Here is a 14,786-nt window from a genome sequence, read left to right as displayed (position 1 = left end):
ACAGGAATCCAGTCGTGCTGAACGATCGGGAAAAAATCCTGAATGCGCTTCGCGAGAAGCCGCTGAAGGTCTACGAAGTCATGAAACGCGCCAATGTCGCGAATGAGGAAGCCTGCCAGTCGCTGCTGCTGAAAATGCGGGACGAGGGCCTCGTCAAGTTCGACATCCATAAGGGGCGGTGGCTCATCGGATGATGCGTCGCCCGATCATCCCGTGATGAGCGAGGACCAGGTGTCTGAACTCAACGGCCTCTGCTTCGGCGGCCCCAGGCGCAACCGCCTGTTCACGGCCGCGAGCCAGTCGCGATATGCGGCGTAAACGGCAACGCAGGGCGGGGGCGTGCTAAAGCATTTTGCTCGATACGGCGAGAGAGGCGTCGGCGTGGTTTGCCGGCGTCTCCCTCCCGCAGGAATGACGGCCTTATGATAGTCCAACAAATCCGCGCAGTTTTCTGACGGTTTCGGCGGCGTCCCTGGCTTCCTCGGTCGTCAGGACGAAGGTCTCGCCGGTACGCTTGTGCAACACGCCGTGATGGATTGCCGCGCCTGAAAGTCCGTCAACGTCCGACTTCACTGCGATGTCGTCGATATCGGCGATCGCGAACTCGACGGGCTTCTTGTTCCACAGCAGCATTTTTTGCTGCAGCGTTGCCTTGTCAGAATCCTTGTCGAGCGTCAGCGTCGTTGAGCCTGCTTTCAAAGTGAGTCTGCGCGGAGTCTCTTCGATATGGGTCATGGCAGGTACCCCGCTGGTTCCTACTTCCACATACCGATTATCGGACGATGCCTGTCCCGAAGCAAACGACCCGCGCGGCGCGGCGAGCGGCAAATTGACGCCAATGCTGATCACCGCGGCAAAGCGGACGCCGGAACAATACGCGGGCGCCTCGTCGGCAGGCGTCAGAGATTCGAAATCTGCAACAGCTTGCGGTCGCCGATCCAGGTCTTCGCAAGATCGGCCTCGGCGTTGCGCGCCGCCTCGGCGTTACCGCGTGCCTTTTGCAGCTCCGCCAATCCATAATACGACCAGCCGTTCGCCGGCGCCCGCTTGAGCGCACGTTCGAATTGTTGCTGCGCCTCGGCGTAGCGGCCGGCCTGCAACAGAGCCGCGGCCAGCGACTGCCGGATCGGATAATACCAATAGGGCGGCTCGGTATAGGGCAGGGCGTCCTGTAGCTCGGCTGCCTTTTCGAACTGCGTGACCGCGGCGCTTGTGTCGCCCTTGGCCTGCGCCACGCGGGCCAGGATCATGGTGCGCGCGATCTGCATCACCTCCTGCGCCGGGATGCCAGACTCCTTCAAGAGCTTGAAATCCGACTCGCGCTCCAGCTTCTCGATCGCATCGGCCGCCGCGGTGGCGCCCGTAAAATCCTTGTTCGCCGCCAGCGCCACGCCGCGCGCGTAGAGCCACAGCGCCTTGACATAAGGCACGGCGTCGCCGGGATCGGGCAGGGCCAGGATCGTCTCGGGCGAGCTGAACTGGGCATGCGCGAAATAGGGCGCGGCCTTCACCGGCTGCACCATGGCAATGCCCTTTGCGGCTTCATCCGGAATGAGCTTGCCGAGTTTTTCGGCGGCCGCGATCACGGTCGGGCCGTCGCCGGCCATCTGTGCGGAGGCCATCACGAAGTGCACGTTGTGCGGATAGTAGCCCATCCGGTAGACGCCCATCGGCGCGTTGGTGTCGGCGAGATATTTTTCGTCGACCTTCACGGCCGTCTTGTTGTCTTGCAGCGCATCGAGATAGCGGCCGACGCGATAATAGATGTGGCTCGGCATGTGCACGAGATGGCCGGCGCCCGGCACCGCGCCGCGCAATCTGTCGGCATAGGGCTCGGCGCGCTTGGGACGATCCGAGGCCTCGACCGCATGGATATAGAGATGGATCGCGCCGACATGGTTCGGATTGCGCGCCAGCACGCGCTCGAGCGTCGGCACAATCGACGCACTCTGCGGCTTGGCTTCGCGGCCGCCCGGCTTCCAGTAATCCCAGGGGCTGAGATCCATCACCGCTTCGGCATAGAGCGTGGCGATCTCGTCGTCGCCCGGAAACTGCTTCGCCGCTTTCGCCATCCCGGCCGCGTAGGCGGCATCGAGCGGCGGTCGGGCGGCCTTCGGATCGCTGCTGTAGCGGTCCACGAGCGCATTGATCAGGGCCTGCTCGCGCGGGCTGGCCTTGGCGGCAAGCGCCTTCGCCTTCTGCGCGGCGGCGTAGGCCGGCGCGATCGCCGGTTCCTGCATCGGAAGGTTGATGTTGGGACCAAGCACGAAGGCCTCGCCCCAGAAACACATGGCGCAATCGGGATCGAGCTTTTGTCCCATCCGGAACGCGCGCTGCGCCTCTTCGTGATTGAACGCGTAGGCGAGGCGCAGGCCCTGATTGAAGTAGGCCTGCGCGCGCTCATTCGCCGTGGTGATCTTGTAGCTGATGGAGCCGAGGCCATCCCACAGCGGCGCCTCGCTGTCCGCGAAGGCCGCCGCAGGGTTGGCCGCGCTCATCTCGGCGCGCGGCACTTCGGTCGCTGCGAGGCGAAACATCATGTTCGGCTTGCCGGCTGTCCGCGATGCGCCGCAGATCGGAGTATCGGCGCCGGCAAGCAGCGAGGCGTCCACAGCGGTTGCGCGTGCGTCCGTGAGGACAAACCCGGTTCCAACGAGCAGTGCCGCCATTGCAACACCGCCGAGCGCTGCCGCGCCAACGGAAGCCAGTAAACTTTGCGATCGCGTGAAGGTTGCCATGCTGTGCTCCAAAGGACGCTGACCTTAAGCCCGTTCATCCCCGCAACTGGCGGCATGCTCATTTGTGCCACAAGCGGACGTCACTCGCACGCCCTGTTTGCGAAGCCGGGTATCCGGCGGACAATATGGCGCGGAGCGGCATTCCCCGCATGGAGCGGGCGTCCAGATAACCTTCAGAAAATCTTGATTTTCGGGCCTGTGCCGTTCACGTCGACCGTGACAACTATTTTCACTTTTGCGTGGGTTGCTTACCGGCAGCGGCCATTTCGTCGCAGGGCGACGTCGGCCGCACCTCGCAGCGAATGGTTTTGACACGCATTCGCAGCGGTGCGCCCTTGAATTCACCGTTTCCTCCCGGTATCCAGCGCGCTACAATAGGCCGTGATGATGATGCAACGACTCATGCGAGTTCTGGGCGCCGCGATCGTTTTGGTCGCGCTGTCGCTCGCGCCGTCGGTTGCGCAGGCCCATAACGGCCACTCGCATCATGCGTCCGTTCATGGAAGCCACGCCGGGCAGGCGGCATCACAGCAATCCGAACCACCGGCCGCACCTGCATTGTTGCAGCAGTCGCAGCAGAAGGAAGCCGGGGCTATTCCGGCTTCGGACCGCAATTGCGTCGGGGATTGCTGTTCATTCGCCTGCGCTGCCTGCTGTGCGGCGGCGCTGCTTTACCCGCTCGAGCCCGTGATTTTTTCGCCTTCGATCACGCGCCTTGCATTTGCTCCGTCACGAATTGTGGCGAGCCGCGAGCCTGAGTCGATCAGGCGACCTCCCAAGGCCTCGATCTGAATCCTTTTAGCGATGCGGGTTTGCGACGCCAGCCAGCGGCTGCGCGCGGGCCCATGGCAATTCAGATTGAGGAATACCCATGCTTTCCCATTTCGGGCGCGGCCTGCGCGCTCTTGCGGTGACCGCGGTTCTGGGCGGCGCGATCGCGTTCGCCTATGCCCACGAGGGCCATGACCACGAAGACGAGCAACAGCCCGTCGCGGCCGGCGCATTGTCGCGCGGCGAAGCCGCCTCCGCCGCATTCGAACTCGTGGCGGTGGCCAACGGCGAAAATCTCGAGATCTTTCTCGACCGCTTTGCCACCAACGAACCGGTGAAGGGCGCCACCATCGAGGTCGAATCGCCGGGAGGTCCCGCGAAGGCAACGGAGGGCGCCGACGGCACCTACAGATTGGCCGCGCCGTGGCTGGCAAAGGGCGGACGCGCCGACCTCATCTTCACGGTCACGGCGGCAGACACCACCGATATCCTGCCACTGACGATACAGACTGCGCCTTCGACCGCGCCCGCCGCGGCGCAAACCGAACATGCCCACGAAGGTTTTTTCACTAGGCAGTCGGTTCTCCCCGTACTGGGCGGCGCTCTCATTGGCGCCTTGCTCGCTGCCGTCGCATTGCGTGGCCGGCGTCGGGTTGCGGCGATCGCCGCTGTCTTCCTGCTCGTCGGGGCGCGCGGGGCAGAGGCCCACGAAGGCCACGGCCACGAGGAAGACAAGGCGCAACTGGCGATCCGCACCGTCTCGGGCGAGCGCGCCCAGCGCCAGCCTGACGGCACCGTGTTCGTGCCCAAGACGGTGCAGCGCATCTTTGGCCTGCGCACACAGGTCACCGAAAACGCCGTGCACCGGAAAGTCACCGAGCTGCCGGGCCGGATCATCCCCGATCCCAACGCCAGCGGCTATGTACAATCCGCCGTCGGCGGCCGTCTGTCCGCGCCGAAGGGCGGCTTTCCGCGGCTCGGCACGCGGGTGCAGCAGGGCGACGTGCTCGGCTATGTCACCCCGCCGATTCAGCAGATCGACGTCTCAGACATGCGCCAGCGCCAGGGCGAGCTCGATCAGCAGATCTCGATCGTCGAGCGCAGGTACGCGCGCTACGAGCAGCTTGCCCCATCCGGCGCCATCTCCCGCACTCAGCTCGATGACACCCGGCTCGAGCTCGAAGGCCTGCGCGAACGCCGCGCGCAGATCGAAAAATCGCGCCGCGAACCGGAAGAGCTGATCGCGCCTGTCGCCGGCGTGATCGCCGAAGGCAGCGCGGTGGCCGGTCAGATCGTCCAGCCGAGCTCGGTCGTCTTCAACATCATCGATCCCGCCCAGCTCTGGGTGGAAGCCCTGAGCTTTCAGAGCATCGAGCCCTCGCAAGGCGCGCGCGCCTCGACCTACACCGGCAAGAACTACGACCTCGTCTATCGCGGCACCGGTTTTGCCGACCGCAGCCAGTCGGTGCCGGTGCATTTTGCCGTCACCGGCGAAACCGCAGGCCTTCGCGCCGGCCAGTTTCTCACTGTGCTGGTGGCGACCGATGAGACGAAGCAAGGCCTTGCGGTGCCACGCAGCAGCGTGGTGCGCGGTTCGAACGGACAGGATTTCGTCTACGAGCACGTCGCGCCCGAGCGCTTCATGCCCAGGAGCGTGCGCACCGAACCGCTCGACGGTGACCGCGTGCTGATCGTGTCCGGTTTTGAGCCGGGCAAGCGGATCGTATCGCAGGGCACCGATCTGCTCGATCACGTGCGCTGAGGGGGACAGGCCGATGTTCACATTCCTGGTCAGCGTCTCGCTCCGCAACCGCCTGCTCGTCCTTGCCCTCGCAGGCATTCTCGTCGTGCTCGGCGCCTACACCGCGCGCCAATTGCCTGTCGACGTGTTCCCCGACCTCAACCGTCCGACCGTCACCATCATGACGGAATCGGAAGGCTACGCGCCGCCGGAAGTCGAACAGCTCGTCAGCTTTCCGATCGAGACCCAGATGAACGGCGTGCCCGGCGTCAGCCGGGTGCGCTCGGTCTCGGGCATCGGTCTTTCGATCGTCTATGTCGAATTCGACTGGGGCACCGACATCTACCGCAACCGCCAGCTGGTCGCCGAGCGCCTCGCGCAGGTGCAGAGCCAGTTGCCGCTCAATGTCACCCCGCAGATCGGCCCCATCAGCTCGATCATGGGCCAGATCCTCCTGGTTGCGGTGACCTCGAAGACGGCCTCGCCCATGGAAGTGCGCGAGGTCGCCGACTTCACCATCCGGCCGCGGCTGCTCGCCATCCCCGGCGTGGCGCAGGTGATCCCGATCGGCGGCGAAGTCCGCCAGTACCGCATCGCGCCACTGCCGTCCGCCTTGCGCGCGCTCGGCGTCGGCTATGAACAGATCGAGGCGGCGCTGCGCCAGTTCGGCACCAACACCGGCGGCGGCTACACCGACCAGCACGCCCGCGAATACCTCATCCGCAATATCGGCCGCACCACCAGCCTTGAAGACCTGCGCAACATCGTCGTCACCACGATCGAGGGACGTCCGATCCTGCTCTGGCAGGTCGCGAGCGTCGAGTTCGCGCCAAAGGTCAAGCGCGGCGACGGCAGCTATATGAGCAGGCCCGCCGTGGTCGTCTCGGTCGAAAAGCAGCCCAATGTCGACACGGTAAAGCTCACGGAGAAGATCACGGAGGCGTTGGCCGAGCTGGAGCCGAGCCTGCCATCAGGCATCAGCGCCCGCGAGATTATCTTCCGGCAGGCCACCTTCATCGAGAATTCGATCGCGAATGTCGAGCGCGTGCTGCTGGAAGCCGGCCTCGTCGTCGCCGTCGTCCTGTTCGCCTTCCTGCTCAACTGGCGCACCACCGCGATCTCGCTCACGGCGATTCCCGTCTCGATCTTGACCACAGCCATCATCTTCAAGCTGCTGGGCCTGTCGATCAACACCATGACCCTGGGCGGCCTTGCGATCGCCATCGGCGAACTCGTCGACGATGCCGTCGTCGACGTCGAGAACATCTTTAGACGGCTGCGCGAAAACCGGGAGCAGGGCAATCCGCGGTCCGTGTTCGACGTCGTGGTCTCTGCCTCCAACGAAGTGCGATCGGGCATCGTCTACGCCACCATGATCATCGTGCTGGTGTTCGTGCCGCTGTTTGCCCTTTCGGGGATCGAGGGGCGATTGTTCGCCCCGCTCGGGCAGGCCTACATCATCTCGATCGTCGCCAGCCTCTTGGTTTCGATCACGCTCACGCCTGTCATGGCCTACTACCTGTTGCCGGGAATGAAGCGGCTTGCGGAACGCGAAAGCTGGCTCGTCCGGAAGCTGAAGACGGTAAACCTGGCAGCGCTGAGCTTTGCCTTCGCACACCGCGGGCTTTTGCTCGGCGTCACGGCGCTGGCGGTTGTGGGGGCCGGCGCGGGCGCCTTCGGCCTCAATCGAGCGTTCCTGCCGCCCTTCAACGAAGGCACGTTCACCATCAACATCGCCTTCAACCCCGGCGTTTCGCTTTCCGAATCGACGCGGGTCGGCTCCATCGCCGAGCGCCTGTTGCTCGATGTGCCCGAGGTGATCAGCGTCGGCCGGCGCACGGGGCGCGCGGAGCTCGACGAGCACGCCGAGGGCGTGCATTCGTCCGACCTGGAGGTAGATCTCAAGAAATCGGGGCGAGCTAGATCCGAGATCGTGGCCGACATCCGCTCGCGGCTTTCTGTGCTGCCGCTCTCGATCAATGTCGGCCAGCCGATCTCGCACCGGCTCGATCATCTGCTCTCGGGTATCCGCGCCGAGCTCGCGTTAAAACTGTTCGGGGACGATCTCGACACGCTGCGGGGCAGCGCCGAAGAGCTCCGCCAGCGGCTATCGAAGATCGAGGGCATCCAGGACCTCCAGGTCGAAAAACAGGTGCGGATCCCGCAGCTCGAAATCCGCGTCGACTATACCCGCGCCGCGCTGTACGGCGTGCAGCCCGGCGCCGTCACCGATCAGCTCTCGCGCCTGTCGAGCGGCCGCGTGATCTCGCGCGTGGTCGACGGCTACAAGCGCTACGACGTCGTGATGCGGCTGCCCGACCAGCTACGCACCACCGACAAGCTCGGCGATCTCCTGATCAGGACACCATCGGGCTGGATCCCCGCGCGCCAGATCGCCGACGTCAAGGAGACCGACGGGCCGAACCAGATCCTGCGGGAGAACGGCCGCCGGCGCATCGTCGTGCTCGCGAATTCCGACGGCAAGACCGACCTTGCCGAGATCGTGCGGCGCATCCGCAGCGAACTTGCGGCAACCAGTCTGCCGCCCGGCGTCACCGCGAGCCTTGAGGGCACCTTCCAGGCCCAGGAGGAAGCGAGCCAGAGGATCGGCATCCTTTCCATCATCTCGCTGGCGCTGATCTTCGCCATTCTCTACAGCCGCTACCGTTCCGCCATGCTCGCCCTGATCGTGATGGGCGGCGTGCCGCTCGCCCTGATCGGCGCGGTCGCAGCGCTGGCGCTGGCCGGCCAGCCGCTTTCCGTCGCCAGCATGGTCGGCTTCATCACGCTGGCCGGCATCGCAACGCGCAACGGCATCCTCAAGATCAGCCACTACATCAACCTTGCGCTACATGAGCGGATGGAGTTCGGACGCGATCTCGTCATCCGAGGCAGCCTCGAACGCATGACGCCGGTGCTGATGACCGCGCTGTCGGCGGGCCTTGCGCTGCTGCCGCTGTTGATCGCCGCCGACGAGCCGGGGAAGGAAATACTTCACCCCGTCGCGGTCACGATCTTCGGCGGCCTCGTCAGCGCAACCTTGCTCGACGCCCTGATCACGCCCGTGCTGTTCCTGATGTTCGGCCGCAAGCCGCTGATGCGGCTGATGCAGCGGAAGTCCGAGGAAGAGCTCGCAGGCCGCGCTGCCTCGCATTCCTATTAGCCAGTACACCCCGAAAGGAAGACACCCATGAAGTTCAGACATCTTGCCGTCGCCCTTGTCCTGCTGACCGCGTCGGCGGCTTATGCGCACAACCCGAAAAGCGCCCATGGGGGACGCATCGTCCTCGCCGGTGCTTTTCACGCAGAACTCGTCGTGAAGGACAAGGCGATCGAAGTCTTCCTCAGGGGCCATGATGACAAACCGATCGATCCAAAAGGTTTCAAGGGCGTCGCGATCCTCAATGTCGGCGGAAAGGCCGAACGCATCACGCTCGCGCCCTCGGAAAAGCAGGCGTTAAGCGGAACGGCAGCCGGCGCGCTTCCGGAGAATCCCAAAGGCGCGGTTCAATTCACCGCGCCCGACGGCACGACTTCGACCGCGCGGTTCGACTGATCGGCGCAGGGGCCGGCCCGAAACTCAGTGCACCGAGCCACGCTGCGTCTGCAATTCAAGCTTGAGCGGAGGCGGCGGGCAGCTTAAGCTTGCAGGCGTTCGGCACCGGGCGGCGGCTTGCCATCTCGGTCGGCGAGGATCGGAGCAGGCGCGCACATGGCGAAGGCCCTCGCGATGGACAAGCGTGGATCGTTGTCGGCATCCTCGCCCGAGCGCAAGACTCGCGTCTTCATCTCCTATTCCCGGAAGGACGCCGCGTTCGCCGATACGCTGGTCACGTCTCTCAATGCGCGCGGCTTCGAAGCATTTCTCGACAAGAAGGACATCCTGCCGGGCGAGCCGTGGAAGGAGCGGATCGGCGCGCTCATCCTCACCGCCGACGCGGTGATCTTCGTCGTCAGCCCGGATTCGATCGCCTCGAACATCTGCGCCTGGGAGATCGAAGAGGCGGGGCGGTTGCAAAAGAAGCTGCTTCCGGTGCTCCGCCGCGACGTGGACGACAGCAAGGTGCCGCCCGGCCTGTCGCGCCTCAACTACATCTTTATCCGGGAAAGCGACGATTTCGATACGGGCATCGCCACGCTCGACGGGGCGATCGACACCGACATTGCCTGGATCCGCCAGCATACCCGCATCAGCGAACTGACGCGCCGTTGGGAGGATGCCAACCGGCGCGACCGGGGCCTGCTGAGCGGCGAGGACATTCTCGAAGCCGAACGCTGGCGCGACAGTCGTCCGAGGGAAGCGCCACCGCCGACAGAAGCGCAGCTTGCGTATATCACCGCGAGCCGTCAGGCCGCCACGCGCCGTCAGCGCTATTTGATGGCCGGCTCGTCGGTCGCTGCGGCAATCGGCATCACGCTCGCAATTGTCGCCTATTTACAGCGGCAGAGTGCGCTCGAGAACGAAGCACGAGCGGTGAAGGAGCGCGATCAGGCGCTCACGACGCAGTCGCGCTTCCTTGCCGACCTTGCACATCAAAGGGCGGCTTCCGGCGACGAGGTGACCGCGATGCTGTTGTCGCTCGAAGCCTTGCCCGGCAAGCAGGGCGAACGGCCCTTCGTTCCGGAGGCGGAGGTCAGCCTCTACGCCGGAAGGTTTGGACGAGGCGAGCGGCTGCGGGAGATCGCAGTTCTCACCGGTCACAACGACGAGATCCAGCACGTCGCCTTCAGCCCGGATGGAGCGCGCATCGTCAGTGGCTCGCTCGATAAAACGGCCCGGCTTTGGAACGCGACCACGGGAGCATCGATTGCGGTCCTGAAAGGACATAACGGGAAGGTGGAGATCGCGGCCTTCAGCCAGGACAACAAGCGCATCGTTACCGCTTCCTCCGGTGCGCGGGCCCGCATCTGGGACGGCAAGACGGGCGCTCCGCTTGGTATCATCGATGAGTCCGTTGGGAGCGCTGCCTTTGTGGCAGACGGAACGAGGATCGTGACGACGTCCGAAGCGGGCGTGCGGCTGTGGAGTGCCGAAACCGCAAAGCCGATCGCGGTGCTGGAGAAACCCGGCGCATCGGCAACAGCCGCTGTCAGTCCGGACGGGCTGCGCATCGTCACCACCTCTGCGGGCGCGACGGCCCGGCTGTGGAACGCCGCGACCGCAGCCGAGATTGCTGTCCTCAAGCATGAGAGCAACCTCCGGAGCGTGAATTTCAATGCCAACGGAACCCGCCTGATCACGACGTCGGAAGACAAGACAGCGCAGATATGGGACGGCCGGACCGGCGCGAAGATCGGCACCTTCAGATATGATGGAGCGGAGGAAAACGTCTGGGCGGTCATCAGCCCGGATGGCAGCCGGCTTGTGACATCCGACAGCAGTGCGATCCTGTGGGATGTCAGTGGCCAGGCGAAGCTCGCTACGCTGAGCGGTCACGAGAATCCGATGAATGGCGCCGCCTTCAGCCCCGACGGCACGCGGCTCTTTACGAAATCGGTTGATGCCGTGCGCCTGTGGGACGCCAGGACCGGAATCGAAGTTCGCCCGCTCAAGGGGCATACCGGTCTGTTGATGGCCGCCGCCTTCAGCAACGACGGGAAACTCCTGATTACCGCATCCGAAGACAAGACGGCTCGCGTCTGGGATGCGAAGACGGGCGAGGAGATCACCGTCCTTGGGGAGCATGACGAACGCGTCTGGCTTGCCGAGTTCAGCCCGGACAATACCCGCATTGTCACCCAGTCCGGTGCAACGCTTCGTCTCTGGAGTATTCCGGCCGCGACGGGTGTCGTTGTCAGGCACGACGACGATGTGAACAGCGCAGCCTTCAGCCCTGACGGCAAGCGCATCCTCACTGCGTCCTCCGATGGAACAGCGCGCCTGTGGGACGCCAACACCGGAGCGCCGCTGGTTGTCGTCAGGCACGAGAAGGGCGTGAACAGCGCAGCTTTCAGCCACGACGGCAAACGCATCGTGACCGGTTCCAAGGACGGCACGGTGGGTGTCTGGGACAGTTCGAGCGGTTCGCCGATCGCATCGTTGAAGGCGAAGACGGAGGACAAATGGGTGGGGATCCAGTCGGTCGCATTCAGTCCTGACGGCGCACGGGTCGTTGCGAGCGGATATGGCAAGACGCGCCTCTGGGATATCGAGAAGAAGTCCGAGATCAACGTCATGGCGGGTGGAGATGCCGCGTTCACGCCTGACGGCCGGCAGATCATGTTGGTGACGGAGGACGGAATCGTGCGATTCCGGGATGCCGTCACCGCCGCCGAAACGGGCCTTCTGGAGACCAACGAGAATCCCATCAGCGCGTTCGCAAGCCCGGACGGTACCCGCATGGTCACCACGGCCGGATCGGAAACCGGCGATGCACGGGCAATCGTATGGGACATGCGAACCAAGACGAGGCTCGCGGTGGCCCGAAGCGAAAACGGGCAGCAGTTCGACAGCGCGGCATTCAGTCCGGACGGTTCGCGCATCCTGATCGCTTCCCAGGATCAGACGGCGCGCATCTGGGATGCGGCAACTGCGGTGCCCGTCGCGGTGCTGAGAATGCACCAGGGCGCCGTTCGCAGCGTCGCCTTCAGCCCGAACGGGACGCGGGTTGTAACCGCCTCGTCCGACAAGACGGCGCGCATCTCGCAGGTCTTTCTCAATACGAATGATCTGATCGAGCAGGCGAAGCAGGACGTCACGCGATGCCTGACCATTGACGAACGTCACCGGTTCTTTCTTCAGGGCGACCCCCCGGCATGGTGCATCGAGATGGAAAAATGGCCGTACGTGACGCCTGAATGGAAAACCTGGCTTGCGGCCAAGGTCGCCGGCAAGCCGCAGCCTGCGCCGGCGCAATAATTCCCGGTTCGCCAGACCGGGCACCTCAATCCATCATTCCGGGATTTCCGGCGAAATCAGCTCGAATGAACCGCCGCGAAAGCAGCCCGTCCGGGCAAGTCAATTCTGATTTTCAGAACAAATGTCAAGCCCCTTGCGTAAAAATAATCCTCTTGCCAATTTCGGTAAATCAGAATTATAACGGCGCCACCTCATCCCCGAGGAGGGGCGTTGGCCGTCGCCACCAAACGTCGGGATGGGATGCGGTGGACGCGCTTGTTCAGCAGACGACTGGGCAAGGGCGTACGGCGAAGTCGTGTGGTCCTGGCGCCGCGACGCTGGCGCTAAACCTTGCGGAACTTTCCGCGAGGCGATGGTGACAACAAGCCCGCTCACCAGGGAGAGCGCGATATAAGCCGTAAAGCCATTGCGCAGGGGATGTCGGAGTGTTCTCCGCTCACCTGTATGCTCGTGTGCACCTTTTTGTTGCGCAAGCACAGCACACGAGACCGCGGGTGCAGCGCGCACCCGGCATTCCCTGCTCCCTCTGTTTTGAAGAGGGACAACGAATTCGGAAAACTCGGATGCAAATTGTGTCGCGAGAACGCTGCCACATACTCACCCGTCATCCCCGCGAAAGCGGGGATCCAGTATTCCAGAGACATAAGTGATTGAATCGAGAGGCCGCGGCGTACTGGATCCCCGCTTTCGCGGGGATGACGGTCGATGAATGGGGCGCCGACCATCGGCAGCACACTAACGTTGTTCATCAAGTTACCACTCCAACCCGCTGATCTCTCGCTCTTTTTCCCCATCCATTCCACATCGCGGGAAACAAAATCACCTCCGTTGAGATCACCCGTCGCCGCCGCAATGATCGCAGCCGCACAACACGCTTCAAGCGAGGTTCGACATGGCCAAAATGCGCGCAATCGATGCCGCCGTCCGCATACTGGAAAAGGAAGGCGTGAGCATCGCCTTCGGCGTTCCCGGCGCCGCGATCAACCCGCTTTACTCCGCGCTGAAACTGCGCGGCTCAATCAAGCATATCCTGGCGCGTCATGTCGAAGGCGCTTCGCACATGGCCGAGGGATATACGCGCGCGAAGGCCGGCAATATCGGCGTCTGCATCGGCACGTCGGGGCCGGCCGGCACCGACATGATCACCGGGCTCTATTCGGCGATCGCGGATTCGATTCCGATCCTCTGCATCACCGGGCAGGCGCCGCGCGCGCGGCTCTACAAGGAAGACTTTCAGGCGATCGATATCGAGTCGATCGCCAAGCCGGTCACAAAATGGGCCGTCACCGTGCGCGAGCCGGGCCTGGTGCCGCGTGTGTTCAGCCAGGCCTTTCACATCATGCGCTCGGGACGCCCGGGGCCCGTGCTGATCGATCTGCCGCTCGACGTGCAACTCGCCGAAATCGAGTTCGACGATACGGCCTATGCGCCGCTGCCGGTCTACAGGCCTTCGGCCACGCGCGCGCAGGTCGAGCAGGCGCTCGCCATGCTGAACGCCGCCGAACGGCCGCTGATCGTGGCGGGCGGCGGCGTCATCAATGCCGATGCGTCCGATCTGCTGGTGACGTTCGCTGAAACCGTCAACGTGCCGGTGGTGCCGACCCTGATGGGGTGGGGCGCGATTCCCGACGATCATGCGCTGATGGCGGGCATGGTCGGCTTGCAGACCAGCCACCGCTACGCCAATGCGACGATGCTGCAATCCGATTTCGTGCTTGGCATCGGTAACCGCTGGGCCAACCGCCACACCGGTTCGGTCGAGACCTACACCAAGGGCCGAAAATTCGTGCATGTCGACATCGAGCCGACCCAGATCGGCCGCGTCTTCAATCCCGATCTCGGCATCGTCTCCGATGCCAAAGCTGCGCTCGAACTGTTCGTCTCGGTCGCGAAGGAATGGCGCAAGGCCGGCAAGCTGAAGGAGCGGCAGGCATGGCCGGCCTCGTGCCAGGACCGCAAGCGCACCATGCTCCGCCGAAGCAATTTCGACGACATCCCGATCAAGCCGCAGCGTGTCTATGCCGAGATGACAAAAGCGTTCGGCCGCGACACCTGTTACGTCAGCGTGATCGGCCTGTCGCAGATCGCCGGCGCGCAATTTCTCGGCGTGTACAAGCCGCGCAACTGGATCAATGCCGGGCAGGCGGGTCCGCTTGGCTGGACGCTGCCGGCCGCGCTCGGCGTGCGCGCTGCCGATCCTGACAGAGAGATCGTCGCGCTGTCGGGCGATTACGACTTCCAGTTCCTGATCGAAGAGCTCGCGGTCGGCGCGCAGTTCAGGCTGCCCTACATCCATGTGGTCGTGAACAATTCCTATCTCGGGCTCATTCGTCAGGCGCAGCGCGGCTTCGAGATGGACTACCAGGTCCAGCTCTCGTTCGAGAACATCAATGCGCCCGAGATCGGCGTCTACGGCGTCGACCATGTCGCAGTCGCCGAAGGTCTCGGCTGCAAGGCAATCCGCGTCACCGATCCCCATCGGGCGCAGGAAGCGTTCGCGACCGCGCGGCAATGGATGGCGGAACATCAGGTGCCTGTCGTGGTGGAGTTCATCCTCGAACGCGTCACCAACATCTCGATGGGCACCGAGATCGACAACATCATCGAGTTCGAGGAGGTCCTCGACCTGCCGCTCGATGAGGTGCCTGCCACCAAACCTGTCCTGCAGCCAGCCTGA

General features: G+C 64.0%; 9 protein-coding genes. 7 read left to right on the top strand and 2 right to left on the bottom strand.

Annotated features, from left to right (window positions below; all coding sequences use genetic code 11):
• Positions 1-14: 14 nt before the first annotated feature.
• The gene (locus tag JQ628_RS10530; RefSeq protein ID WP_212222761.1) at positions 15-194 is read left to right on the top strand and encodes a hypothetical protein; all 180 of its coding nucleotides are present in this window, start codon (positions 15-17) and stop codon (positions 192-194) included.
• 226 nt (positions 195-420) lie between these two features.
• Here JQ628_RS10530 and JQ628_RS10525 read toward each other — a convergent pair whose 3' ends face one another.
• Positions 421-849, bottom strand: a complete 429-nt coding sequence (locus tag JQ628_RS10525) for a hypothetical protein (RefSeq protein WP_212222473.1) — start codon at positions 847-849, stop codon at positions 421-423.
• A 50-nt stretch (positions 850-899) separates the two neighbouring features.
• Positions 900-2,738, bottom strand: a complete 1,839-nt coding sequence (locus JQ628_RS10520; protein ID WP_212222472.1) for a tetratricopeptide repeat protein — start codon at positions 2,736-2,738, stop codon at positions 900-902.
• Between the two features lie 381 nt (positions 2,739-3,119).
• Between JQ628_RS10520 and JQ628_RS10515 the strand changes: the two genes are divergently transcribed.
• The 6 genes from JQ628_RS10515 to gcl all read left to right on the top strand — a co-directional run bounded on the left by JQ628_RS10515 (position 3,120) and on the right by gcl (position 14,786).
• Complete coding sequence (locus JQ628_RS10515) at positions 3,120-3,530, top strand: hypothetical protein (RefSeq protein WP_212222471.1); 411 nt, start codon at positions 3,120-3,122, stop codon at positions 3,528-3,530.
• Between the two features lie 79 nt (positions 3,531-3,609).
• Entirely contained in the window at positions 3,610-5,271 is a 1,662-nt protein-coding gene (locus JQ628_RS10510) for an efflux RND transporter periplasmic adaptor subunit (RefSeq protein ID WP_212222470.1), read from the top strand.
• 13 nt (positions 5,272-5,284) lie between these two features.
• Positions 5,285-8,413, top strand: coding sequence for an efflux RND transporter permease subunit (locus JQ628_RS10505; RefSeq protein WP_212222469.1), 3,129 nt, complete (start codon positions 5,285-5,287; stop codon positions 8,411-8,413).
• Between the two features lie 27 nt (positions 8,414-8,440).
• Positions 8,441-8,806: a hypothetical protein gene (locus JQ628_RS10500; RefSeq protein WP_212222468.1), complete on the top strand. Its 366-nt coding sequence runs from the start codon at positions 8,441-8,443 to the stop codon at positions 8,804-8,806.
• A 156-nt stretch (positions 8,807-8,962) separates the two neighbouring features.
• Positions 8,963-12,109: a TIR domain-containing protein gene (locus JQ628_RS10495; protein ID WP_212222467.1), complete on the top strand. Its 3,147-nt coding sequence runs from the start codon at positions 8,963-8,965 to the stop codon at positions 12,107-12,109.
• 892 nt (positions 12,110-13,001) lie between these two features.
• On the top strand, positions 13,002-14,786 hold the full coding sequence (gcl, locus tag JQ628_RS10490) for a glyoxylate carboligase (RefSeq protein WP_212222466.1): 1,785 nt from the start codon (positions 13,002-13,004) through the stop codon (positions 14,784-14,786).

Origin of the sequence: Bradyrhizobium lablabi (assembly GCF_018129385.1) — a bacterium.
GTDB lineage: Bacteria > Pseudomonadota > Alphaproteobacteria > Rhizobiales > Xanthobacteraceae > Bradyrhizobium > Bradyrhizobium lablabi_C.
Note: the sequence above shows the minus strand (reverse complement) of the source record. Positions and strands in the feature narration are given on the sequence as shown.